The organism is Sinorhizobium garamanticum, from assembly GCF_029892065.1.
In the GTDB taxonomy this organism is placed as follows: domain Bacteria; phylum Pseudomonadota; class Alphaproteobacteria; order Rhizobiales; family Rhizobiaceae; genus Sinorhizobium; species Sinorhizobium garamanticum.
The window spans coordinates 1,935,308-1,959,388 of the sequence record NZ_CP120373.1 but is presented as its reverse complement, the minus strand read 5'-3'; the positions used below and the strand labels follow the sequence as shown (position 1 = coordinate 1,959,388).

Genomic DNA, 24,081 nt, shown 5'->3' with positions numbered 1-24,081 from the left:
CACGTCCTCCGAAAGCACTTGAAAGCCGAATTCGCCCGGATCTCAACGTTCGGGCTGGCGACACTGAAACCCGAAGCAGGAGCGTCCGGGCGGCACTAAATGGAAAACTTGCAAAACAGCGGCCGCATCCCGTGCGGCTCTGATTTTGACGCTAACCTGCCACCATTTGGCAGGACTGTCACTTGAAAAAACGCAATTCCAGGAAGACGATACGACCGTCGCAAACCGCCGCGGCAAGCGCAAGAATCGAGCGGAAAAATGCAGGCTCGCGCGCGCAGCGCCCGGTTTACGACCAGAACTCGGGGATCGTTTCGCCGAGCCTCGGACCGAGCCGCAGCGGCGCGATCTTCTCCGCGAGGCCGGTGCGATCGGAAATCTCGACGCCAACGCCGCAGATGGTTGCCGGGCCGGAAGCCGCCTCGAAGCGGCCCTTCGGCATCTTGGAGATGAACCGGTTGAGCGGCTCTTCCTTGTCCATGCCGAGCGACGAGTCAAAGTCGCCGCACATTCCGGCATCGCTGATATAGGCGGTGCCACCGTTGAGGATCTGGTGGTCGGCGGTCGGGACATGGGTGTGGGTTCCGACCACGAGGCTGGCGCGGCCATCGACGAAGTGTCCGAAGCACTGCTTTTCGCTGGTGGCCTCGGCATGGAAGTCGAAGACGATGGCGTCGGCCTGCTCCCCGAGCGGACAGGCGTCGAGGATCGCCTCGGCGGCCTTGAAGGGATCATCGAGTTCGGGATGCATGAAAACCCGCCCCATGACGTTGGCGACCAGCACACGGGCGCCATTACGGGCAAAGAAGAGATTGGAGCCACGCCCCGGCGTTCCGGCCGGATAGTTGGCAGGGCGCAGGAACTGTTCATGCCTCTCGCAGAAGACCACCGCTTCCTTCTGGTCCCAGACATGGTTGCCGGTCGTCACCACGTCGGCGCCGGCATTGATCGTTTCCAGGAAGATGTCTTCGGTGATGCCGAAGCCGCCGGCGGCGTTCTCACCGTTGACGATGACGAAGTCGAGCTTCAGGTCGCCGACCAATCCGGGAAGGCGCTCCCAGACCGCCGTGCGGCCCGTCTTGCCAACCATATCTCCCAGAAAAAGAAGCCGCATACCCATTCAATCCTGTCTGAAATGCCGAAAACCGCTCTCCGTCAGCACAGCGTCCAGCGCGACGTCGTGCGGTTCAGCCGGCACTGATGCCACTTCCTGGCAGTCGAAAGCAATCCCGATCAGTCGCGGAATGTGACCTTTGCGGCGCAATCGGTCGATTGCGCGGTCATAATAGCCGGCGCCATAGCCGATCCGGTGCCCGGCCGAATCGAAGGCGGAAAGCGGCACGAGCATGATATCGGGATCGAGTTCGGGCGCATCCGGCCCGGGGCCGGTCGTGCCGAAGCCGGTTCCGACCACCGCCACGCCGTCGACGAGTTCGCGAAAGACAATGGTCTTCTTGTCCACGATCACCGGCAGGCAGAGCCGGGCGCCGCGGTCCTTGAGCCGCACCATCAGCGGACGGATGTCCGCTTCCGACCGAATCGGCCAGAAACCGGAGACGACGTGGCCGGGATCGAGAGCGATGATATCGCCGGCGTGGTCGGCCATGGACAGGCTCGCCTCGATGCGCACCTCCAACGGCATTTCATCACGCAGTGCCAGGCGTTCCTTTCTAAGCGCTGCCTTCAAATCCTTCGGTGACATCCGACGACCTCTTCCTGCGGGTTCGTGCCCTTCATAGCGCAATGCATCCAGTAGCTGGAACCACGCCGCCGCCGCTTTTGCAACCCTACAGCGCCGCGCGTCTTTTATCCTTAATTGGCTACGATCTAAGGAAACATGCAGGTAGCGACAATCCTGTGCGCCTTTCCCATTTCGGCACAGCATTAGGGCTGCATTCATCACCGCGCGTGGTTCCGCTTTCGCACGTCACCCTCAGCGTGCAAATAAGTTTGCGTTTTCAAATAATTAGCAGAGTCCAATTCGCGCGAAAAGATGCGGCGGCGGGGCCTTAATGGGTGAGAGTGGGCGGACAGACAAGATGAACCAACTCGATCCCCTCGAACTGCGTTGCCTCACGCTGGCCGCCTGCGGCAGGACCAGGCAGGACATGGTGCGTGAGACCGACATTCCGATGGAACGCATCAACAGCGCGCTCGATGAGGCGATGCGAAAGCTTCAGGCGAGCAATCTCGCGGAAGCCATCTTTCGCGCGGCAAGGCTCGATCTGCTTCACAACATCCAGTGGGAACGATAGACCGACTCCAGGCGCGTGGCGTCGAGGTCCGGAAGTCTTCCGGGCTCGTCCGACAGTCCAGCGTCGCTGAGCAATCGCGGATTGTGCCACGGTGCCTCGCAACACGGCGCAGCGTATGAGGTCTGCCACGCGCGCCAGCGCGCAAAAAGCCCGCGCAGTTGCGTGGCGAAGGAGAGGCCGGCGGAACCGGCAAGGAAGGGCACACTCATGAGCGGGACTCCGCAAGGCGCTCGACAGTGTTGAATTCTCCACCCTCCGTTGACATCCGGCAAACGAATTGCAAACATAACTACCATCAGATTTTCTGATGGCTATGAAATGTCTCTTCCGCTCGACAGCGACCTCCTGAGAACCTTCCTTGCGGTTGCCGACGCCGGCAATCTGACCAAGGCGGCCGACAGCGTCGGGCGCACCCAGTCAGCCGTGAGCATGCAGATCAAGAAGCTTGAAGATGCGCTCGGCGACACGCTTTTCGACCGACATTCGCGCGGGGTCGCGCTGACGACGCAAGGCCGGCGCCTTGTCGACAATGCGCGGCGCATCGTGGCGCTCCTCGATGATACTGCGGCCGCCATGCGCCAGCCCGCACTGGACGGTTCGGTCAGGATCGGGATTCCCGAGGAGTATATCAACTCCACCCTTCCAAGAGCGTTGGGCGCGTTCGCCGCCATACACCCCGGCGTGGAGGTCACGGTGCAACAGGGTACCTCGATGTCCAATCGGGCAGCCCTTGAGGCAGGCGAGATCGACATTGCTGTCGTTTTCGAGCCGGGCGGGCGAACCAAGAACGAGGTCCTCATGGTCGACCCCACTGTCTGGGTAACCTCGGATCAACACGGCACACATGAGCGGCAGCCTCTGCCTATAGCCACATACACATACGCCACGGGCGGATGGTGCGATGATCTGGCGATGCAGAATCTGAAGAGGCGTGGAAGGCGCAGTCGCGTCGCCTATGTCAGCCGAACGAGCGGCGGTCTGATCGCGGCCGTCGTTTCCGGTCTTGCGATCGCGCCGCTGTCGCGCAGCGCCATACCGCCCGGCTGTCGCGAACTGACCGAGGACGACGGTTTTGGCATCATCGACATGTCGAACGTCGTGCTGCGCACCAGGCCGGAAAATCGATCACCGACGATCGATGCGATGGCTGATGCCATCCGCAGCGCCTTTTTGGGCACTTGATGATCTGCCACGAGAAGGAAAAGGTGCGATCCACGACGACCGGTGGATTGTTTACGATCCCGGGTGCCTACAAAGTAGGTGGGCGCCGTGTGTCCGAACCCACGAGTTCGGCCAGGGACAACTCCCTTGAGATCGTGTATGGCCCCGGGGATTGTGGTTCCTGTCGGGAAGCGCAGACCGCGCGCTCAGATATAGAGGCTCTTTGCCGTTTTCGCCAGAGGTGTTTTTTAAAGACGATCAGTTGGCCGGAATACCGGCGCGACCATTGAGCTTGGCTGCGATGTTGTGGATCTGGGCGGTCACTTCGCTCAGCGCCGAGGCCAACGCCTCCTCGCTCTTCGCCTGCTCGGAAAGCGCCACGTCGCGGCCACTCGTCAGATTGTTCATTTCCGTCTCGAGGCTCTTGAGCCGGCGATTGACCTCGCTGAGTTCATCCATGACCATGATGCCGGCCATCACCGTCAGTCGCAGGTCGCCGATTTCTCCGAACTGTCCCTTAAGGTGGGCCACATATTGATCGAATCTCGCCGCGAGGTCGCTCAGGTGGTCTTCTTGCCCTTCCTCGCAGGCCATCCGGTAAGCCTTGCCGTCGATCGTCACCGTTACCTGCGCCATCGCGTAAACCTCAACGATCCAACACCGCTCGAATGGTTTCCATCGCCGTCACCAGGCGACGGGACACTTCGCGGTTGACCTCTTCCAGCCGGTTGGCTCGAAACTGGGACTGGTCGAGTTCCTGTGCCAGCCGCGCCCGGTCGGTGTTGACCCGCCGCACCTCGCCTTCGAACTCACTCAAATCCCTTTCCTTGTCGAAACGACCGTCGATCGCGCCCTCGAGCGACTGGACCGCGTTCCGTAGCTCCTCGATCGCCGCTTTGACCGTCTTTGCCGGCATGCTCCCGATACCTCTCTAGAGCGGGATGAGGAAAAAGTGTGAAGCGGATTTCCGCCCCGCCCTAAATCAATCTGCCGCTGCATGATTCCTCAAATCGAAATCGATTTAAGGACAAAATCATGCAGCATTTCAAAGCGCTACAGCGACCTTACCGCGCCCGATTGGGCGCGCGGCGCTGTAGGGTCGTCTGCGCGTTCTCCGAACGCGGCGCTCCGGAAGAGCCGAATCGCCAGACGCAGTCCGCTGCTTCGCCTCGGTTCTTTTTAAACCCATTATACAAGTCTCAACAATGCCCCGTGCGGCAAAACGCCGTCGGAAGCTGTGGATCATTGCTCCCGAGCAATCGCACTCATACTGTAGGCTGCCGCACAAGAAACGATATCGAAAAGCACGTCGCCATTTGGCCGCGGAAGGCCCGTATTTATTGACTCGCGTGGAGCACCTGCTATGTGTCTGCCGCTTCTCACACGGTCTTGGAGGATAGAGACCGTCCCTGGCCACCGAACTCAAACGGAACAGTCATGATCTCTCGCGAAAAACACGATCGGATGGCAAATGCGATCCGCTTCCTCTCCATGGACGCCGTCGAGAAGGCAAATTCCGGCCACCCGGGTCTCCCAATGGGCGCTGCCGATATCGCAACCGTGCTCTTCACGCGGTACCTGAACTTCGACCCCAAGAACCCCGCCTGGCCCAACCGCGACCGTTTCGTGCTTTCGGCTGGCCACGGCTCGATGCTGCTTTACTCGCTGCTCTATCTTACGGGCTACGAGGACATCACCATCGACGAGATCAAGAACTTCCGCCAGCTTGGCTCGCGCACGGCCGGCCACCCGGAATACGGCCATGCGGCCGGCATCGAGACCACCACGGGTCCGCTCGGCCAGGGTCTTGCCAATTCGGTCGGCATGGCGATCGCCGAACGCAAGCTGCGTGACGAATTCGGCAGCGACCTGATGGAGCACTATACCTACGTGCTCGCCGGCGACGGCTGCCTCATGGAAGGCGTCAGCCAGGAAGCGATCGCGCTGGCCGGCCACCTCAAGCTCAACAAGCTGATCGTCTTCTGGGACGACAACAACATCTCGATCGACGGCCCGATCTCGATCGCGGATTCGACCGACCAGCACGCGCGCTTCCGCGCCTGCAACTGGAACACCATCGCAGTCGACGGCCATGATCCGGATGCGATTGCTGCAGCGATCGAACAGGCCCAGAAGTCCGACAAGCCGACGATGATCGCCTGCAAGACCGTCATCGGATTCGGCGCCCCGAACAAGGCCGGTACGCACAAGGTCCATGGTTCGCCGCTCGGCGCCGACGAAATCGCCGCGACCCGCAAGGCGCTTGGCTGGGAAGCCCAGGCCTTCACTGTTCCCTCGGACGTGCTCGACGCCTGGCGCCTCGCCGGCCTTCGCTCGACCAAGGTGCGGAAAGACTGGGAAGAGCGCCTGGAAAAGACCGAGACCGAGAAGAAGGCACAGTTCATCCGGCGCTTCGCCGGCGAACTCGAAGGCGGCCTTGCCTCCGCAATCAGCGCCTACAAGCAGAAACTCGCCGAGACCAAGCCGTCGCCCGCAACCCGCAAGGCCTCCGAGGACGCGCTCGAAGTCATCAACGGCGTTCTCGCCGAGACGGTCGGCGGCTCTGCCGACCTTACCGGCTCGAACAACACCAAGACCAGCCAGACCCATTCGATCACGCCGGATAACTTCTCCGGCCGCTACATCCACTATGGCGTACGCGAGCACGGCATGGCGGCGGCGATGAACGGCATGGCGCTACACGGCGGTCTCATCCCCTATTCCGGCGGCTTCCTGATCTTCTCGGATTATTGCCGCCCGTCGATCCGCCTCGCCGCGCTGATGGGCATTCGCGTCATCCACGTGCTGACGCACGATTCCATCGGTCTCGGCGAAGACGGCCCGACCCACCAGCCGGTCGAGCACATGGCTGCGCTGCGCGCCATTCCGAACCTGCTGATGTTCCGTCCCGCCGACGCGACCGAAACGGCCGAATGCTGGCAGCTTGCGCTCGAAAACCACAACCGCCCGTCCGGCATTGCGCTGACCCGCCAGAACCTGATGGCGGTGCGCACCGAATATGAGGAAACGAACCTCTGCGCCCGCGGCGCCTATGACCTGATCTCCGCAAGCGATGCCGAGGTGACGATCTTCGCCACCGGCTCGGAAGTCGAGATCGCCGTCAAGGCCTGCCAGACGCTCACCACCAAGGGTGTTTCGACGCGCGTCGTGTCGGTTCCCTGCTTCGAGCTTTTTGCCGAACAGAGCGAAGATTACCAGCGGGCGATCATCGGCACTTCGCCGGTCAAGATCGCCGTCGAGGCCGGCATCCGGCAGGGGTGGGATCACTTCATCGGCACCGATGGCACGTTCATCGGCATGTCGAGCTTCGGCGCTTCCGGTCCCTACAAGGACCTCTACAGACATTTCGGCATCACGCCGGAAGCCGTCGTAGCGGCTGCAGAAGCCAAACTGTCCTGATCAAGCCCGAGGGCGCTCCCAAAGGGCGCCCTCTTTCCGTACAATGCCATTCTGACAGGGAGAGACCCGACATGACAGTGAAAGTCGCTATCAACGGTTTTGGCCGCATCGGCCGCAACGTGCTCCGCGCGATCGTCGAATCCGGCCGCACCGACATCGAAGTCGTCGCCATCAACGATCTCGGCCCGGTAGAGACGAATGCGCACCTGCTGCGCTTCGATTCCATCCACGGCCGGTTCCCGGCAGACGTGAAGGTCGAGGGCGACGCCATCGTCATCAACAACGGCAAGCCGATCAAGGTAACCGCCATCCGCAACCCGGCTGAACTGCCGCACAAGGAACTCGGCGTCGATATCGCGATGGAGTGCACCGGCATCTTCACCGCCCGCGATAAGGCGGCCGCCCATCTCGAAGCCGGCGCCAAGCGCGTCATCGTCTCGGCCCCGGCCGACGGCGCCGACCTGACCGTCGTCTACGGCGTCAACCATGACAAGCTGACGAAGGAACACCTCGTCATCTCCAACGCATCCTGCACGACCAACTGCCTAGTGCCGGTCGCCAAGGTGCTGCACGACGCCATCGGCATCGACCACGGCATGATGACGACGATCCACTCCTATACCAACGACCAGCCGTCGCTCGACCAGATGCACAAGGATCTCTACCGTGCGCGTGCGGCGGCGCTGTCGATGATCCCGACCTCGACGGGTGCTGCCAAGGCCGTCGGCCTCGTGCTGCCGGAACTGAAGGGCAAGCTTGACGGTGTCTCCATGCGCGTGCCGACCCCGAATGTCTCGGTCGTCGATCTCAAGTTCGTCGCCAAGCGCGAGACGACCAAGGAGGAGGTCAACGCGGCCATCAAGGCTGCCGCCGACGGTCCGCTCAAGGGCATTCTCGGCTATACGCTTCAGCCGAACGTCTCCGCCGACTTCAACCATGACCCGCATTCCTCGATCTTCCACATGGATCAGACCAAGGTGATGGAGGGCAAGTTCGTGTCGATCCTGTCCTGGTACGACAACGAGTGGGGCTTCTCGAACCGCATGGCGGACACGGCGGTCGCCCTCGGCAAGCTCCTGTAAGACCGATGTTTCGGGCCCTTTCCTCAACGACGGTGCGATGGCGCCCGCTCGAGGGGGAAGGGCTCGAACATCTTTGCCTCAGGGCACTCGAAGCAACGGCCGGCGCGGCGATCCGCGCCGAAAGCGTCGTCATCGGCGAGCGCGGCGGCCGTCCTTATGGCCTGCGTTACCGGATCGATTGCGACGCGCACTGGCAGGTGATGTCGTTCCTGATCGAAACGACGGACGGCAAAACATTGCATCTGCTCTCGGACCGCCAGGGGCATTGGCGCGACCTCAACGGCGTCGCCCTCCCTGAATTCGACGGCTGCATCGACATCGACCTGGCCGGCACACCCTTCACCAACACGCTCCCGATCCGCAGGCTCAACCTCAACCGGAAAGCCGGTACGACAAAGCTCAAGATGCTCTTTGTGCCGTTCGACACCTTCGAACCCACGGTCGACGGCCAGCATTACACCTGCCTCGAGAACGGCAAGCTCTACCGCTTCGAGGCAGAGGATGGAAGCTTCACGGCCGACCTGCCGGTGGACGAAAACGGCCTCGTCATCGACTACCCTACCCTTTTCCAGAGACTATCACCGGAGACTATCTGATGACTTTCAAGACTCTCGACGATCTGACCGACATCGCCGGCAAGCGCGTACTGGTGCGCGTCGATCTCAACGTGCCGGTCAAGGATGGCCAGGTGACCGATACGACCCGCATCGAGCGCGTTGCCCCGACCATCCGCGAGCTTTCCGAAAAGGGCGCCAAGGTCATCCTGCTTGCCCATTTCGGCCGTCCGAAGGGCGAACCGGTCGCCGACATGTCGCTGAAGGCAATCGCGCCCGCCGTTGAGGAAATTCTCGACCAGCGCGTTCATTTCGCCGCCGACTGCATCGGCGACAAGGCCACCAATGCCATTGCCGAGATGAACGACGGTGACGTGCTCCTGCTTGAAAACACCCGCTTCCACAAGGGCGAGGAAAAGAACGATCCGGCTTTCGTCACGGCGCTGGCGGCCAATGGCGACATCTATGTCAACGACGCCTTCTCCGCCGCTCATCGCGCCCATGCCTCGACCGAGGGGCTCGCGCATCATCTTCCGGCCTATGCGGGCCGCACCATGCAGGCCGAGCTCGAAGCCCTCGAAAAGGGCCTCGGCAATCCGAAGCGCCCGGTCGTCGCGATCGTCGGCGGCGCCAAGGTTTCCACCAAGATCGACCTCCTGCAGAACCTTGTGAAGAAGGTCGACGCCCTCGTCATCGGCGGCGGCATGGCCAATACCTTCCTTGCCGCACAGGGCATCGATGTCGGCAAATCGCTCTGCGAGCATGATCTTGCGGACACGGCAAAGTCGATCATTGCCGCCGCGTCTGCCGCCGGCTGCGCCATCGTGCTGCCCGAAGACGGCGTCGTCGCCCGCGAGTTCAAGGCCGGTGCTGACAACGAAGTCGTGGACATCAAGGCGATCCCCACCGATGCGATGGTGTTGGATGTCGGCCCGAAATCGGTCGGCGCGGTCAACGACTGGATCTCTCGGGCTGAGACGCTGGTGTGGAACGGTCCGCTCGGCGCTTTCGAAATCGCACCGTTCGACAAGGCGACCGTCGCTGCCGCAAAGCATGCGGCGGCCCGCACCCGGACCGGCTCGCTCGTCTCCGTCGCCGGCGGCGGTGATACGGTTGCGGCTCTCAACCACGCCGAAGTCGCGGACGATTTCACCTATGTTTCGACGGCCGGCGGCGCCTTCCTCGAATGGATGGAAGGCAAGCCACTGCCGGGTGTCGACATCCTCAACCAGCAGAAGTGAAGCAAGCCTCCGACCCGGGCGACACAGCGCCCGGGTCGGAGATGCAAAAATAATTATGATATTTCAAACGATTAAAATAATTTAAATCGTTTTAGTCGATTTTCGTGCCATTTTCCCGGACAATTTCTTCTGTTATCGCGCCATTATTCGGAACGCGGCGGACGCACATCTGCGCCTCAGACCGAACTTGTTTTCATTCGTCGCCCGCTCCGTTGGTGATCGGCGCTGTCTAAGGAGAAAAAACATGAGCGATAGACTGGAAGATATTGCGGTTGCGATGGTGGCCAACGGCCGGGGCCTGCTCGCCGCTGACGAGTCGACCGCAACAATCAAGAAGCGCTTCGACAGTATTGGACTGGAATCCACCGAGACCTCGCGCCGCGATTATCGCGAGATGCTGTTGCGCTCGGACGAGGCGATGCGCGAATACATCTCCGGCGTCATCCTCTATGAGGAAACCCTGTTCCAGAAAGCGGCGGACGGCACGCCGCTGGTCGAAATCATCCGCAAGTCCGGCTCGATCCCCGGCATCAAGGTCGATACCGGCGCCAAGCCAATGCCCTATTTTGCCAAGGAAACGATCACCGAAGGCCTTGATGGTCTCGCAGCGCGGCTTGCGAAGTATCACGAGGCCGGTGCCCGCTTTGCCAAATGGCGTGGCGTCATCGCAATCTCGGACGCCCTTCCTACCTGGGGTGCGATCAAGGCCAATGCCCATGCGCTTGCCCGCTATGCGGCCCTCTGCCAGGAAGCCAAGATCGTGCCGATCGTCGAGCCGGAGGTGCTGATGGACGGCGCCCCCGGCGACCACTCGATCGAGCGCTCGGAAGAAGTGACCGAATGGGTACTGCGCACCGTCTTCGAAGAACTCGGTGACGCGCGGGTGAAGCTCGAAGGCATGATCCTGAAGCCGAGCATGGTGATCGACGGCAAGAAGGCACGCAAGGCGTCCGTCAGCGAGGTTGCCGAGCGCACGGTCAAGGTGCTGAAGCGCACCGTGCCTTCCGCCGTTCCCGGCATCGCTTTCCTCTCCGGCGGCCAGTCGACGGAAGAAGCAACCGCACATCTCTCCGCCATCAACACGGCACACGATCTGCCCTGGAAGCTTACCTTCTCCTATGGCCGCGCCCTGCAACAAGAGGCGCTTAATGCGTGGAACGGCAAGGCGGAAAACGTCGCCGCCGGCCAGCGCGCCTTCATCCATCGCGCGAAGATGTGCAGCCTCGCTGCCAAGGGCAGTTGGAAGAAGGACCTCGAAAAGGCGGCTTGAGCGGCGCGAAGTTAAGGGGAGCGAGGAAAAGGCCCGGCGGCAGCGATGTCGTCGGGCCTTTGTCTCAACGCCTGCAATTGTCAGGGAGACAAGTTCGCTGTTTCGGACGGCCGGTCAAGGCTCTAAATCCTTGCTTCGATCGAGCAGGAGCCTGCAATGACAACCGTTTCCTTCGTCACTGTCGATGTTTTCACTTCCGAACGCTTCGCCGGAAACCAGCTTGCCGTGATCCCGGACGCACGCGGACTGACCGATCGTCAAATGCAGGCGATTGCCACAGAATTCGGCTATTCCGAAGTCACCTTTGTTCTTCCACCGGACGATCCCGCAAACACCGCCCGCGTGCGCATTTTCACGCCCACGACCGAAGTGCCCTTTGCCGGACATCCGAATGTCGGCACCGCCTTCGTGCTCGGTCGACAATCGGAAATCTTCGGCAAGTTGCCGGGCGACAACCTGCGTTTCGAGGAAAAGGCGGGACTGGTCGAGGTGGCCCTCTTGCGCCAAGACAGCGTTGTTACCGGCGCGAGCATCGTCGCGCCACAGCAGCTTGCCGTCGGACCCATCATTGACGCAGCAACCATCGCCGCCTGCGCCTCACTCCGCCCGGAAAGCGTGAGCGATCGCTGCCACGCGCCGGTGCGGATTTCCGTCGGCCTTGCCTTCGCCGTCGCCGAAATCCGGGATGTGGAAACGCTCTCAACGGCGCGTCCGAACGTCAGCGCCTTCGACGAGGCGAATGATCGTTATCCGCTTGCCGAAGACAGTTTCAGCCTGTTCCTCTACGCCCGCACACAGCACCAACCGTGGCAAATAAGAGCCCGCATGTTCGCGCCACTCGACAATGTCATCGAGGACCCGGCAACCGGCAGCGCTTGCGCCGCACTCGGCGCCTATCTCGTCTCGCTTCTTCCGGAGGCCGACGCGGAAATCGAACTTATGATCGAGCAGGGCGTCGAGATGGGCCGGCGCAGTCTGATGGCGGTTACCGTCAGCAAGCAGGGCGGCGCGGTCGGTAAGGTTAGCATCTCGGGTGATTGCGTGACGGCGATGCACGGATCGATCGAGCTATGACGTTCGGCCGGGACAGCGCTGCTGCATGCCTCCCTAAATCCTAGCCGATCCAAGGGTAAAGGCATGCAGCAATTCAAAGCGCTACCGCTATCTTTGTGCGCCTAAAAAGACGCTCGGCGCTGTAGGTTCAGCGGGGCGCATCCTCGCAGTCCTTGATCGCATCAAGGAGCGCCTGGAAGCGGGGATGGTCGCGAATGGGGTCGAGATCCGAGTCCTGCTTGAACCAGTGGAAGTGGTAGCTCGAGCTCTGCGGCACGACCGTCTCGAGGAGATCGAGCGCGCGCTCGCCCTCGCCGAGAAGCGAATAGACGCAGGCGGCATTGTATTGCGCGACGACGTCGTCCGGGTCGATGGCCAATGCGCGGGCCAGCCATTCCTTGGCGCGCTCGGCTTCGCCCATATGTGCAAGCGCCAATGCACCGCGATGGGCCGGGCTGGCGTTTTCCGGGTGCCGTTCCAGCGCGCTTTTTGCCCGTTCGATGCCGATGCGCGCCCAGCGCTGACGCTCGGGTTCCATGCCGAGTGAGAAATAGCAACCCATCAAATGAATTGGCGAAAAATAGTCGTCCGGCCGGATCCCGGCCGCACGCTCGAAGAATCCGATCGCTTCTTGAAATCGACCCTGTGCGAACAGGAAGCGGCCATAGTATAAATTCGCCTCGTAGAGCGAAGGCTCAAGCGCCAGCGCCTGGCGGAACTCGCGCCCCGCCTCCTCCGTTTGCCCGTCGTGAGTGAGGGCCAACCCGCGTGAGGCATGCGCTTCTGCCAGGTTTGGATCAAGGGCCAGCGCCTTGGCGCTCATGTCGAAAATACTCTCGAGCGGAAACTCCTTTTCGTGCCAGTCCCTGATCGCGCATTCGCATTCGGCAATCCCCGCATAGGCACGGGCATAGTTCGGATCGAGCTCGACGGCCTTCAAAAACATCCGGCGCGCAAGCAGGAGGTAGGACCGGGTCCAGGTACGCGAGAACTGCCGGCCGCGCAGGTAATAAGTATAGGCCTCCACGGATGTGGTCGGATCGCTTTCGATCGCCTTCTTCTCTTCCGGCAGCAGCTTGATCCTGAGCTGGTCGACGATCGCGTGCGTGATCTCGTCCTGGATCATGAAAATGTCCGTGAGCTCGCGATCGTAGCGGTCGGCCCACAGATGCCCGCCGGTCTGGGCATCGATAAGCTGGCCGGTGATGCGGACGCGCTCACCCACCTTGCGGACACTGCCTTCGAGAATGAAACGGACGCCGAGTTCCTGGGCGATCTGCTTCACCTTCACCGGCTTGCCCTTGTAGGTGAAGACGGTGTTCCGGGCGACGACATGCAGGCGCGAGATCTTCGAGAGATCCGTGATAATGTCCTCGGTAATGCCGTCGGAGAAATATTCCTGCTCCGGATCTTGGCTCATGTTCGTGAAGGGAAGAACGGCCACCGAAAGCTCATAACCGGGTTCCACCATGACGATGGCCGGCCCCGCTGGTTTCTGGACCGCCACGTCGCCGAAGGAGATGGTGTAGACGCGCACACTCGGGGCAATGTTCTTCAGCGCATGCTCGCCCTTGTCGACGAAGCCGAGGTCAAGCCGCGAGCCGACGTGATCGCGCACCGAGGCCGAAACCGCGATGCCGGAGGGATCGGCCAAGCCTTCTAGTCTGGCCGCAACGTTTACGCCGTCACCGAAAATGTCACCGTCTTCGACGATGACATCGCCGAGGTGAACACCGATCCTGAGCTCGATGCGCCTGCTCCTTGGCAGGCCCTCGTTCCTGGCGAGCATGCCGCGCTGAATTTCCGCGGCACAGGCAACCGCATTCACCACACTCGAAAATTCGACGAGCATGCTGTCGCCTGCAAGCTTGACGACACGTCCCTTGTGGTTTGCGATCTTGGGCTCCAGGAACTCGCGACGATGCCTTTTCATCGCTGCCAGCGTGCCGGCTTCGTCGGTGCTCATGAGGCGGCTGTAACCCACGACATCGGCAGCGAGGATAGCGGTCAGACGACGTTCCAAGAGACCCTCGATTTTCATCTTGTGTCCGAACAAGCTAACTTATCCCTTTATGGGCTGGATGTCGTGCGGATACTTCCCAACTTCACCGCCAGAATAGCACGGCGCATTTGGCGGATCTGTTTCAAATGGAACCAGTTCCGCGAGGCCTCAACCACTCCGGGTACTGCCGCTCGAAAGCACGTTCGGGGCAGTCAAAGCAATTCCAGGAAAGTGCGTAGCGTTTTTCCGTCCGGAATTGCGTGACGTGAGAGCCTAGATCATTTCATCGTTTCAATGAAATGATCTACGGGCGCACAAGCACGGTGACCATCATCACCGCGATCGCGAAAACCGCGATCTTCCAGAAGTCGCGGCGTTGCCGAAGCCCCGGCAAGCCGAGTGGCTTGATGACTTGAACGCACATCGCCAGCAGTAGGAGAGCCGGCAGGATCTTCGACATTCGTTCATTCCCCGAAAGCTATGTTGGTCGCGACGGAACGCGATGCCAACGCGGGATGGGCCGGAAAACCTTTGTGCACTTTTTCCATCTCTCTCGTCGGCGCCATATCGCCGTCACTTTTCGTCGCATAGAGGGCTATTGTTTCCGCCGCCGATTTGCAATGACAGGTGGCACAAAATCCGGCTGGCAATTGCGGGAACTCACCCCTAGCTTGCTGACGGCAGAACGATTTTCGGATTGATGATGAGAAATAACCTGCTTCCCGTCACCGCGCTCCTGCTTGGCACTCTGTTTCTCTTCCTTGGAAACGGTCTGCAGAGTCTGCTCCTGCCGGTCCGCGGCACGGCCGAGGGATATCCGACAACCATTCTCGGCCTCCTTGGCACGTCCTGGGCCTCCGGTTTTGTGCTCGGCTGCTTCTTAGGGCCGAACGTCGTCAAGCGTATCGGGCATGTGCGCGCATTCAGTGTCTTCGCGGCGTTGATCGCGATCATCTCACTACTCACCGGCATCCTGGTCGATCCGATCTGGTGGGTTGCGTTGCGCGCGGTCACGGGTTTCTCGACCGCCGGCACATCGATGATCATCGAAAGCTGGCTGAACGAGCGCGCCACCAATGAAAGCCGCGGCGTGATCTTCTCGCTCTACATCGCGATCACGCTTTTCGGCGTCGTCGGCGGCCAGATGATGATACCTTTTGGCGAGACGTCGACGACCTTCTTTTTCATGATCTGCGGCATTCTCTATTGCGTCGCGATGCTGCCGACGCTGCTTTCCAAGGCCGCCACGCCGCAACCGCTGAAACAGGTCCGGCTCGATCTGCGCGGCCTCTATCGCAATTCGCCGGTTTCCTTTCTCGGCATCCTGCTGGTCGGCATCGCCAATGGCGCCTTCGGCACGCTTGGCGCCGTTTTCGGCCGCCAGGCCGGCCTTACCGACAGCACGGTCGCGACGATGATGAGCGTGGCAATCTTTGCGGGAGCCGTCATGCAATTGCCTGCGGGCCGTATTTCCGACCGTATCGACCGACGCTACGTGCTGGCCGCGCTTGCCGGCGTCGGCGCGCTTGCGGGTCTGCTGATCTTCCTCGTCGAACCGAGCCAGGTCTGGATCGTGTTGACGCTGATCGCCATCTACGGTGCCGCCGCCAATGCGCTCTATCCGATCGCGGTCTCTCACGCCAACGACTTCGCCACAACAGAAGAATTCGTCAAGGTTTCGGGCGGCCTCTTGCTGCTCTACGGTATTGGCACGATCATCGGCCCGACGATCGGTGGACCGGTTATGACAGCGACGGGGCCCTACGGCCTGTTCATGATCACGGCTTGCGCGCATATGTTGATCACGGCCTATGCAATTGTCCGCAGCCGTCGCCGTGCACCGGTTCCGGTCGCCGAGCGCGACGCCTTCTCGCCGGTCAATGCGGGTACGCCGACGACGCCGGAAAGCCTGCAGCTTTCGCCGCGTGCCGCGCCGCTGGATGAGCTACGCGACGAGGATGTCAGCGACAACCCCGAGGAAGAGGAGAGATCGAATGAGCCTGTTTGACGACGACCTCCCAAAGAAGAAGAGAGCCCACGAGATCGGCAGCGATCTGTCGCTGCTCTCGGTCGATGAACTGACGGCGCGCATCGCGCTCTTGACGGAGGAGATTGCGCGATTGGAGGCCGAACGGGACCGCAAGTCGGCGAGCCGGTCGGCGGCCGACAAGCTCTTTCGCTAGAGCGGGACGAGGAAAAGGGTGCGCGGACTTCCGCCCGCATCCCGCGTCTCAACTTATTAGAATCGATCACGACGCGGAGGCGCTTTCTTTGCGCCTCGCGACCCGAAATGAACGCAACTTAACGGCAAATTAAGCATTTTCGGCGATTGTCGAGTCATCCGGTTTCCCCGGACTCAGACATTTTCTCCGACTGGCGAATGGGTCTGATTTTTCTCCCTGTTTTACCTTGAGAGCCGCTTTTCGCGGCTCTTTTTTTGTCTTCAGCGCCGCGCGTCCTATTAGAGCCCTTCAGGGTTAAATGGAACAGTTCTGTTGGCTCAAACGGAGTCGGATGGTCGACCGGCCGGCGCGCGGCGTAGCCAAAGCATACGTCCAAGCCGGCCGGTCGATCAGGCGGCCCGTTTCAGCCAACCCGAAGGGCCGGGCATCTTTCCGCCAGGCTCAGAGGCGATCGGCTCGGACGTACATCCGGGTACGCCCCTTCGCCGATCGCCCCTGCCCTGACGAAAACCTGCTCCGGCAGAACTGCTTCCATTTAACCCTGAAGGGCTCTAGACGAGCAAAGGACGCTAAAGCACGTCGAATCGCTGCATGATTTTGTCCTCAAATCGACTCCGATTTGAGGAATCATCCAGTAGCGCACAGGGCATTTCAAAGAATTGTGGAGATTAACCCTTTCTTAAGAATACCCTTGCGCGGAATGCGGTATGGGATCATTCTTCAACCATAGAGGGGGCCAGGGAGCTTTTCCCGGGAGTCGCCCGTTACCCGACCGTGATGCGTTTGAACTAGGGAAAACAGGCAATGTCCGAGAGAGGATTGAATACCGTCAGTTTCGCGGGGCACGCTGCGTCCTCGGCGCAGTTCAAGGCACTCTATGCAGAAGGCATGGGCCTGGTCGAGGAAACCGCGAGCTATCTCGACGGGCCGGGCCGCCTGGCCTCCAAGGCGCTGCCGCGCATGGCCTCGGTGCTCTACGCCGCAGAGTCGATGCGGCTTACCACGCGGCTGATGCAGATGGCCTCCTGGCTTCTCCTTCAGCGCGCCGTCAACAACGGCGAAATGAGCCGTGATCAGGTTCTTTCGGAAAAGAGCAAGGTGCGCCTCGACAGCTTCAACGTGGATCGCAACGCGCCGGGCTGGAACGATCTCCCCGAGATGTTCCGCGACCTGATCGAACGGTCGCTCCGCCTGCAGAACCGTGTCGCGATACTCGACCGCGAGATTTACCGGCCGCAGGAGGCGACGAACTTCGTTCCGGACAACCAGAACGGCGTCAAGGCGCAGATCAAGCTGCTGCAGACCGCCTTCGGCACCAACTGACGTCGGCACCGATCTTCCCTGACAATCTCGAACCCGGCCACGCGCCGGGTTTTTTCATGTTAGCCATGCGGGTTTGCGGCGGACAACAAAAAAGCCCGGCAAAGCCGGGCTTCGAACACGCCGTGAAGGCGAGCGATCAGAGGCCGAGGCCTTCGAAGCGCTTCTTGAACTTGGAAACGCGGCCGCCGCGGTCGACGAGCTGCTGGTTGCCGCCCGTCCAAGCTGGATGCGACTTCGGATCGATTTCCAGGTTCATGGTGGCGCCTTCCGCACCCCAGGTCGAGCGGGTTTCGTATTCAGTACCGTCGGTCATGACCACCTTGATCATGTGGTAGTCGGGATGGATGTCTGCCTTCATAACAATCTTCCTAGAGTTCCAGGGTCCAATTGTCGCAAGGCATTGCGACTTTGGGACCGAACACGTAAATGAAGCCGCAGACCGCTCTTGGGCCGCGGCTCCCCAATTCGATGCCGTGCCTATACATGAAGGTCTGCGGGATAACAAGTGCCGCGCGGAAGACTTATCAAGGAAAAGCCCTTCCGGGGCAGGCGATCGGGGGTCATGTGTCCAGACGAGAAAACCAACCGCCAGCCGGCAGATCCATTCGCCCGTTGGCCACAGTGCTCCCCTACCTGGCGCGATATCGCCGGCTGGTGATCGGAGCGGGGATCTCGCTGACGCTCGCCGCTATCACTACCCTGACCTTGCCGTTGGCCGTTCGGCGGATGATCGACAACGGCTTCTCCAATTCCGATTCCGGCTTCATCAACACTTATTTCTCCATGCTGATGGTGCTGGCCGTCGTCCTCGCCCTTGCCAGTGCGGCGCGCTACTACTTCGTCATCTCGCTCGGCGAGCGCATCGTCGCCGATCTCCGCCGCGACGTCTTCGCGAAGGTTACGCGGCTTTCCGCGTCCTTCTTCGACGTCAACCAATCCGGAGAGATCGTTTCGCGCCTGACGGCCGACACGACTCAGATCAAGTCAGCCGTTGGCGCCACGGCCTCGGTGGCGCTGCGCAATCTGATCCTCTGTCTCGGCGCCATCGGCATGATGATCTATACCAGCCCGAAGCTCTCGAGCCTCGTGCTTGCCGCGATCCCGGTGATCGTCTTCCCTCTCGTCGGTTTCGGCCGGTCCGTCCGCCGGCGCTCGCGCCAAGCGCAGGACACGCTTGCCACGGCCTCCGCCTATGCCGGCGAGGCGATCGCCGCGGCCCGCACGGTCCAGGCCTTCAATGGTGAGGAAAGCGCCAACCGGCACTTCGGCAGCGCGGTGGAGGACGCCTATGGTGCCGCCCGCGCGGCGATCCGGGCGCGGTCGATCCTCACTGGATTCGCCATCACCATGGTCTTCGGCAGCGTCGTCGCGGTGCTCTGGTTCGGCGCGCGCGACGTGCTTGCGGGCACGCTTTCGGCGGGCACACTCAGCCAGTTCCTGCTCTATTCGGTGTTCGCCGCCGGCAGCCTCGGCGCGCTCTCGGAAGTCTGGGGCGAGCTCTCGCAAGCGGCAGGTGCCGCCGAGCGCCTCAACGAACTGCTGACCGAAGTACCGCAGATCCAGGCGCCAGAGCATCCGGTCGCCATGCCCGTGCCGGCAGAGGGCGCCATCGCGTTTGCCGACGTTCACTTCGCCTATCCCGCGCGCCCGGACTTTAAGAGCCTGAACGGCCTGAGTTTCGCGGTCAAGCCGGGCGAAACTGTCGCCATCGTCGGCCCCTCCGGCGCGGGCAAAAGCACCGTCTTCTCGATGCTCCTGCGCTACTATGATCCGGCCAAAGGGACCGTTACCGTCGACGGCATCGACGCCCGCACGGTTGACCTCAAGGAGTTGCGCGACCGCATCGCCATTGTGCCGCAGGATACGACGATCTTCGCCGCCTCCGTGCACGACAACATTGCCTTCGGCGCAGCGGATGCAAGCCGGGAAGCCGTGCGCGCAGCAGCCGTCGCCGCACAAGCCGACGAATTCATCGCGAAGCTGGATCAGGGCTACGACGCTCAGGTCGGCGAGCGCGGGGTGACGCTTTCCGGCGGTCAGCGTCAGCGCATCGCGATTGCGCGAGCGATTCTCAGGAACGCGCCGATCCTTCTGCTGGACGAAGCAACCTCCGCGCTCGACGCCGAGAGCGAGACTTTGGTGCAGACGGCGCTCGATGGTCTGATGCGGCAGCGCACGACTATTGTCATCGCCCATCGGCTCGCGACCGTGCTCAAGGCCGACCGCATCCTTGTCATGGATCATGGCCGCATCGTCGAGGAAGGCACGCATGCGTCGCTGATCCGCCAGGGCGGCCTTTACGCGAAACTCGCCCGGCTGCAGTTCGACCACGGCGCGGAAGCGCTCTTCGTCGCGGCGCGAACTTAGCGCATGTCGCCCAAAAGCGCGCAGCATCCATTCCCATTGGAGGCGCCGCGCTTAGACTTTCGTCGTCCAACCGCGGCTGATCCAACCTCCGCCATTGCACAGCGGCAGCCGGACCCTATTGTTAAGGACCCGGCCTTTCGCAGCCGGCATCGTCACGACGAGTTTGGGAGGATTTCCGCATGGCATTCACGAGACTGACCCGCCGCGCCGCCATCGCCTTCGGCCTGACCGCGCTTTCCGCGCTGAGCCTTGGCACGACGGCACAAGCCCAGGACTTTCCGGACCGGCCAATAACCCTGGTTGTTCCCTTCGCTGCCGGCGGCTCGACAGACGTGGTCGCGAGAATCATTGCCCAGAAGATGTCGGAAGACCTCGGCCAGCAGATGGTCGTCCAGAACGTGGCGGGTGCCGGCGGCAATCTCGGCGCGGCCAATGTCGCGCGTGCCGATCCGGATGGCTATACGATCCTCATGGCCACGGTCGCGACTCATGCGCTCAACCCGCTGATCCTGAAGACAAAGCCTTATGATCCAGAGAAGGATTTCGCGCCCATCTCGCTCCTCGTCGTCGTTCCGAACGTACTGGTCGTCAATCCGGAACTGCCAGCCAAGAATGTGCAAGAACTGCTTGCCCTGCTCAAAGCGGCGCCGGACCAATACAGCTACGCCTCCTCCGGCAACGGAACGCCGCTCCACCTCTCGGGCGAGCTCTTCAAGAAGATGGCCGGCGTTGAGATGCAGCACATCCCGTACAAGGGCTCCGGGCCGGCGCTGAACGACGTCATCGGCAACCAGGTGCCGATCATGTTCGACAACCTTCCTTCGTCATCCGGACACATCAAGGCCGGGACCCTGCGGGCACTCGCCATCACCACCGCCGAACGCGCACCCTCGTTCCCCGATCTCCCGACCATCGCCGAATCCGGTATTCCGGGCTACGAGACCTATACCTGGAACGCGCTCTTCGCGCCGGCCAACACGCCCCAGCCGGTGATCGCGCGATTGAACGAGTCCGCGAAAAAGGCGCTTGCCGATCCGGCGGTCCAGAAGCGCATGGAGGAGTTCAGCGCGAAGATCGTCGGCTCGACGCCCGAGGAACTCGGCGCCCATGTCGCCGCCGAACTCGCGAAGTGGACGCCAGTCGTGCGTGACGCGAACATCCAGATGGATTGACGCTTTGAGGCAAGCGCTCGCGCATCGCCCCTCATCCCGCTGCCGCGACCTTCTCCCCGTTTCGACGGGGAGAAGGAACAAGCGGCGAGCAGTTCCCTCGACCCGCTTGCGGGGTAAGCTGAGGGGCAATCACGGGCTCAAACGTCCGTAGCCGCATTCCGGCCCGCGGCGCGGCCGGAGAAGATGCAGCCGCCGAGGAAGGTCCCCTCGAGCGCGTTGTAGCCGTGCATGCCTCCACCACCGAAGCCCGCCACTTCGCCTGCAGCGTAGAGACCCGGCACCGGCTCACCGGAAAGCTCCAGCACTTGCCCCGCAAGATTGGTCTGCAGGCCGCCGAGCGTCTTGCGCGTCAGGATGTGCAACCGAACGGCGATCAACGGTCCCGCCTTCGGGTCAAGGAGGCGGTGGGGCCTTGCGGTTCGCAGCAATCGGTCGCCGCGATAGGCCCGCGCTCCGCGGATAGCGATCACCTGGGCGTCCTTGGAGAAGGCATTGGCGATCTCGCGGTCGCGCGCCTCGATCTGCGCCCTGAGATGTGGAGCCAAAAGCCGGTTCTCGCCCGTCAGCCGGTTCATTGCCTCGACGAGATCCTCCAGCCGGTCGCGGACGATGAAGTCCTCGCCCTTGTCCATGAAGGCCTGGACCGGGCCGGGCGGATTCTTGCCGAGCCGTTTCAGGAGAAGCGCCAGGCTCTTGCCGGTGAGATCGGGATTCTGCTCCGATCCGGAAAGGGCGAATTCCTTCTTGATAATCGCTTTTGTCAGGATGAACCAGCTGTAGTCGTGGCCGCTGCGGCGGATCGCCTCAAGAGTGCCTAGCGTGTCAAAACCCGGCATCGCAGGTGCTGAAAAGCGGTTGCCGTCGGCATCGCACCAGAACGAGGACGGCCCCGGCAGAATGCGAATGCCGTGATCCGGCCAGATCGGGGCGAAATTCCTGAGGCCCTCGGTGTAGTGCCACATGCGGTCGGCGTTGATGACGGAGCCGCGCGCTCGGGCTGCAATTTCGAGCATACGGCCGTCGACATGATGCGGCACGCCGCTCACCATCGTCGCCGGAGGTTGCCCGAGCCGGTTGCGCGGCCAGTTGCGGCGTACAAGCTCGTGATTGCCGCCGATGCCGCCGGAACTGACGACGACCGCTCCCGCCGAGATCTCGAAGTCACCGACGACGTCGCGGCTGCTGCGCTCTCCCCGCGCCACCGGATCCGCCTTGAGGATCGTCCCGCGGGCGCCTGTTACCACACCATCGGTCGTCAACAATTCGTCCACCCGGTGGCGGAAGCGGAATCGCAGCAAGCCGCGGCTTTCCGCTTCCCGGGTCAGTCGGACGAAGGGCTCGAGAACGGCGGGACCGGTGCCCCAGGTCACGTGAAAGCGCGGGACCGAATTGCCATGGCCATGGGCAACCCCGCCCCCGCGTTCGGCCCAGCCGACTACGGGGAACCAGCGAAGCCCAAGCGAGTGCAGCCAGGCGCGCTTCTCGCCGGCGGCGAAGTCGAGATAGGTATCAGCCCAGAGCCGCGGCCAATGATCTTCCGGCCGGTCGAATTGCGACGAGCCCATCCAATCCTGGCGCGCGAGATCGCGGCTGTCGCGAATTCCCATGCACCGCTGCTCGGGACTGTCGATGAAGAACAGTCCTCCGAGCGACCAGAAAGCCTGGCCGCCGAGATTCTGCTCCCCCTCTTGATCGAGAACGATCACCTTGCGGTCGCGGGCCGCAGCTTCGGACGCCGCCACGAGCCCGGCAAGGCCCGCACCGATGACCAGCACATCACAATCCATGAAAGGCGCCCTCTCCCTACAGCGCCGTGCGTCTCTTCAGACGCATGGCTCTGTAATACCTTGAATTACTGCATGATTTTATCCTTAGATCGCATTCAATCTAAGGAATCTTGCAGCAGCATCCTTCGACGTAGCTGTTACGCAGACGTCAAGGTCAATTCAAGGGCTCGGAGCTGTCGCTATTTCTCTGTCAGCTTCAGCTCAATGCGCCGGTTCTGTGCTCGAGCTTCAGGGTCCTCGCCCTCGGCGATGGGCTGAAATTCGCCGAAACCTGCGGCCACCAGCCGGTCCGCCGGCACGCCCCTGGACATCAGGAACTTCACGACCGATGTCGCGCGGGCCGACGACAGTTCCCAGTTGTCGGCAAAACGGCCGGATCCCGACAGTTGCACATTGTCGGTATGGCCATCGACGCGCAGGACCCAGTTGATCTCGGCGGGGATTTCTTTCGCGAGATCAAGAAGCGCGGTGGCGAGTTTCGCCATCTCCGCCTGGCCCTCCGGATTGAGGTCGCTGCTGCCCGATGGGAAGAGCACTTCCGATTGGAAGACGAAGCGGTCGCCGACGATGCGGATGTTTTCGCGGTCGGAAAGGATTTCCCGCAGGCGACCGAAGAAGTCAGAGCGGTAGCGGTTGAGTTCCTGCACGCGCTGGGCGAGCGCGACATTCAGGCGGCGGCCGAGATCGGCGATCTTGGCCTGGGATGCCTGATCCTTCGCCTCCGACGCCTGAAGCGCGCCTTCGATGGCGGCGATCTGGCTGCGCAGCGCGGCGATCTGCTGATTGAGGAGCTCGATCTGGCTCATTGCACGCGCGCTGACCTGCTTCTCGGATTCCAGCTCCGATCCCAGCCGGCCGATCTTCTGGTTCGCCGCCTCAGTGCTGCCGGCGCCCTGATCGAGCAGCGCCTGCAGGCGCGAGCGCTCACCCTCCGACTGGGCAAGCGAGGCCTGGAGGTTGGCAAGAGAATCCTCGAGATCCTGTTTGCCGCTCTTTTCCAGTGCGAGAAGCTGCGTCAGTTCATTGATCTGGCTGTTCAGCCGGTTCAGCACCTCGTCCTTGCCGCTGATCTCGCGCCCAAGCAGGAACTGCGCCAGCACGAATACGCTCAAGAGAAACATGATCGACATCAGCAACGTCGACAGCGCGTCGACGAAGCCTGGCCAATAATCAATCGTTCGGTGACTGCGACCTTTGCGCGCAAGGGCCATGGG

23 protein-coding genes and 1 other RNA gene are annotated in these 24,081 nt (G+C 61.8%); 13 read left to right on the top strand and 11 right to left on the bottom strand.

The annotated features are described in order from the left end of the window. Positions 1-286: 286 nt before the first annotated feature. Together PZN02_RS09035 and PZN02_RS09030 are read right to left on the bottom strand one after the other, a co-directional pair. Positions 287-1,111 carry a TIGR00282 family metallophosphoesterase gene (locus PZN02_RS09035; RefSeq protein WP_280661225.1) on the bottom strand — a complete coding sequence of 275 codons (825 nt, stop codon included), beginning with the start codon at positions 1,109-1,111 and terminating at the stop codon, positions 287-289. A 6-nt stretch (positions 1,112-1,117) separates the two neighbouring features. After that, positions 1,118-1,699 (bottom strand): 5-formyltetrahydrofolate cyclo-ligase, encoded by a 582-nt coding sequence (locus PZN02_RS09030; protein WP_280661224.1) that lies wholly within the window; start codon positions 1,697-1,699, stop codon positions 1,118-1,120. Between the two features lie 337 nt (positions 1,700-2,036). Here PZN02_RS09030 and PZN02_RS09025 point away from each other — a divergent pair, with 337 nt between their 5' ends. After that, positions 2,037-2,252, top strand: coding sequence for a helix-turn-helix domain-containing protein (locus tag PZN02_RS09025; protein WP_280661223.1), 216 nt, complete (start codon positions 2,037-2,039; stop codon positions 2,250-2,252). Here PZN02_RS09025 and PZN02_RS09020 read toward each other — a convergent pair. Then, the gene (locus PZN02_RS09020; RefSeq protein ID WP_280661222.1) at positions 2,228-2,461 is read right to left on the bottom strand and encodes a hypothetical protein; all 234 of its coding nucleotides are present in this window, start codon (positions 2,459-2,461) and stop codon (positions 2,228-2,230) included. The genes PZN02_RS09025 and PZN02_RS09020 overlap by 25 nt on opposite strands. A gap of 109 nt (positions 2,462-2,570) precedes the next feature. Here PZN02_RS09020 and PZN02_RS09015 point away from each other — a divergent pair, with 109 nt between their 5' ends. Continuing rightward, a complete protein-coding gene (locus PZN02_RS09015; protein WP_280661221.1) occupies positions 2,571-3,434 on the top strand; it encodes a LysR family transcriptional regulator in 864 nt (287 codons plus the stop codon). Between the two features lie 23 nt (positions 3,435-3,457). Here PZN02_RS09015 and ssrS read toward each other — a convergent pair. The 3 genes from ssrS to PZN02_RS09000 all read right to left on the bottom strand — a co-directional run bounded on the left by ssrS (position 3,458) and on the right by PZN02_RS09000 (position 4,329). Further along, positions 3,458-3,616: non-coding RNA, 6S RNA (gene ssrS / locus PZN02_RS09010), on the bottom strand. A gap of 55 nt (positions 3,617-3,671) precedes the next feature. Further along, positions 3,672-4,049: a cell division protein ZapA gene (locus PZN02_RS09005; protein WP_280661220.1), complete on the bottom strand. Its 378-nt coding sequence runs from the start codon at positions 4,047-4,049 to the stop codon at positions 3,672-3,674. Positions 4,050-4,059: 10 nt separating this feature from the next. Further along, positions 4,060-4,329 (bottom strand): DUF4164 domain-containing protein, encoded by a 270-nt coding sequence (locus tag PZN02_RS09000; protein WP_136508101.1) that lies wholly within the window; start codon positions 4,327-4,329, stop codon positions 4,060-4,062. Positions 4,330-4,850: 521 nt separating this feature from the next. Here PZN02_RS09000 and tkt point away from each other — a divergent pair. The 6 genes from tkt to PZN02_RS08970 all read left to right on the top strand — a co-directional run bounded on the left by tkt (position 4,851) and on the right by PZN02_RS08970 (position 12,054). Next, entirely contained in the window at positions 4,851-6,833 is a 1,983-nt protein-coding gene (gene tkt, locus PZN02_RS08995) for a transketolase (RefSeq protein WP_280661219.1), read from the top strand. Between the two features lie 71 nt (positions 6,834-6,904). Continuing rightward, the gene (gene gap / locus PZN02_RS08990; RefSeq protein WP_280661218.1) at positions 6,905-7,915 is read left to right on the top strand and encodes a type I glyceraldehyde-3-phosphate dehydrogenase; all 1,011 of its coding nucleotides are present in this window, start codon (positions 6,905-6,907) and stop codon (positions 7,913-7,915) included. 5 nt (positions 7,916-7,920) lie between these two features. Continuing rightward, the gene (locus PZN02_RS08985) at positions 7,921-8,511 is read left to right on the top strand and encodes a putative glycolipid-binding domain-containing protein (protein WP_280661217.1); all 591 of its coding nucleotides are present in this window, start codon (positions 7,921-7,923) and stop codon (positions 8,509-8,511) included. Next, on the top strand, positions 8,511-9,710 hold the full coding sequence (locus tag PZN02_RS08980) for a phosphoglycerate kinase (protein ID WP_280661216.1): 1,200 nt from the start codon (positions 8,511-8,513) through the stop codon (positions 9,708-9,710). Before PZN02_RS08985 ends, PZN02_RS08980 begins: the two co-directional genes overlap by 1 nt. Positions 9,711-9,954: 244 nt before the next feature. Then, positions 9,955-10,980, top strand: a complete 1,026-nt coding sequence (locus tag PZN02_RS08975) for a class I fructose-bisphosphate aldolase (protein ID WP_280661215.1) — start codon at positions 9,955-9,957, stop codon at positions 10,978-10,980. 156 nt (positions 10,981-11,136) lie between these two features. Continuing rightward, positions 11,137-12,054, top strand: coding sequence for a PhzF family phenazine biosynthesis protein (locus tag PZN02_RS08970; protein WP_280661214.1), 918 nt, complete (start codon positions 11,137-11,139; stop codon positions 12,052-12,054). Between the two features lie 127 nt (positions 12,055-12,181). Here the strand turns inward: PZN02_RS08970 and PZN02_RS08965 are convergent, their stop codons facing one another. Beyond that, positions 12,182-14,074, bottom strand: coding sequence for an adenylate/guanylate cyclase domain-containing protein (locus PZN02_RS08965; protein WP_280661213.1), 1,893 nt, complete (start codon positions 14,072-14,074; stop codon positions 12,182-12,184). A gap of 265 nt (positions 14,075-14,339) precedes the next feature. Beyond that, on the bottom strand, positions 14,340-14,495 hold the full coding sequence (locus PZN02_RS08960) for a hypothetical protein (RefSeq protein ID WP_280661212.1): 156 nt from the start codon (positions 14,493-14,495) through the stop codon (positions 14,340-14,342). A 243-nt stretch (positions 14,496-14,738) separates the two neighbouring features. On the opposite strand from PZN02_RS08960, the gene PZN02_RS08955 reads away from it, so the two are divergent. The 3 genes from PZN02_RS08955 to rcdA all read left to right on the top strand — a co-directional run bounded on the left by PZN02_RS08955 (position 14,739) and on the right by rcdA (position 17,541). Further along, positions 14,739-16,043, top strand: coding sequence for an MFS transporter (locus tag PZN02_RS08955; RefSeq protein ID WP_280661437.1), 1,305 nt, complete (start codon positions 14,739-14,741; stop codon positions 16,041-16,043). Beyond that, positions 16,030-16,218: a DUF1192 domain-containing protein gene (locus PZN02_RS08950; RefSeq protein WP_280661211.1), complete on the top strand. Its 189-nt coding sequence runs from the start codon at positions 16,030-16,032 to the stop codon at positions 16,216-16,218. Before PZN02_RS08955 ends, PZN02_RS08950 begins: the two co-directional genes overlap by 14 nt. Positions 16,219-17,022: 804 nt before the next feature. After that, positions 17,023-17,541 carry a protease adaptor protein RcdA gene (gene rcdA / locus PZN02_RS08945; protein ID WP_280661210.1) on the top strand — a complete coding sequence of 173 codons (519 nt, stop codon included), beginning with the start codon at positions 17,023-17,025 and terminating at the stop codon, positions 17,539-17,541. Positions 17,542-17,677: 136 nt separating this feature from the next. Here rcdA and rpmE read toward each other — a convergent pair whose 3' ends face one another. Continuing rightward, positions 17,678-17,899: a 50S ribosomal protein L31 gene (gene rpmE, locus PZN02_RS08940; RefSeq protein WP_153436416.1), complete on the bottom strand. Its 222-nt coding sequence runs from the start codon at positions 17,897-17,899 to the stop codon at positions 17,678-17,680. A gap of 206 nt (positions 17,900-18,105) precedes the next feature. On the opposite strand from rpmE, the gene PZN02_RS08935 reads away from it, so the two are divergent. Then, on the top strand, positions 18,106-19,908 hold the full coding sequence (locus PZN02_RS08935; protein WP_280661209.1) for an ABC transporter transmembrane domain-containing protein: 1,803 nt from the start codon (positions 18,106-18,108) through the stop codon (positions 19,906-19,908). Positions 19,909-20,087: 179 nt separating this feature from the next. After that, entirely contained in the window at positions 20,088-21,080 is a 993-nt protein-coding gene (locus PZN02_RS08930) for a Bug family tripartite tricarboxylate transporter substrate binding protein (RefSeq protein WP_280661208.1), read from the top strand. Between the two features lie 137 nt (positions 21,081-21,217). On the opposite strand, the gene PZN02_RS08925 is transcribed toward PZN02_RS08930, so the two are convergent. Then, positions 21,218-22,867: an FAD-binding dehydrogenase gene (locus tag PZN02_RS08925; protein ID WP_280661207.1), complete on the bottom strand. Its 1,650-nt coding sequence runs from the start codon at positions 22,865-22,867 to the stop codon at positions 21,218-21,220. 179 nt (positions 22,868-23,046) lie between these two features. After that, complete coding sequence (locus PZN02_RS08920; RefSeq protein WP_280661206.1) at positions 23,047-24,078, bottom strand: peptidoglycan -binding protein; 1,032 nt, start codon at positions 24,076-24,078, stop codon at positions 23,047-23,049. Between the last annotated feature and the right edge of the window lie 3 nt (positions 24,079-24,081).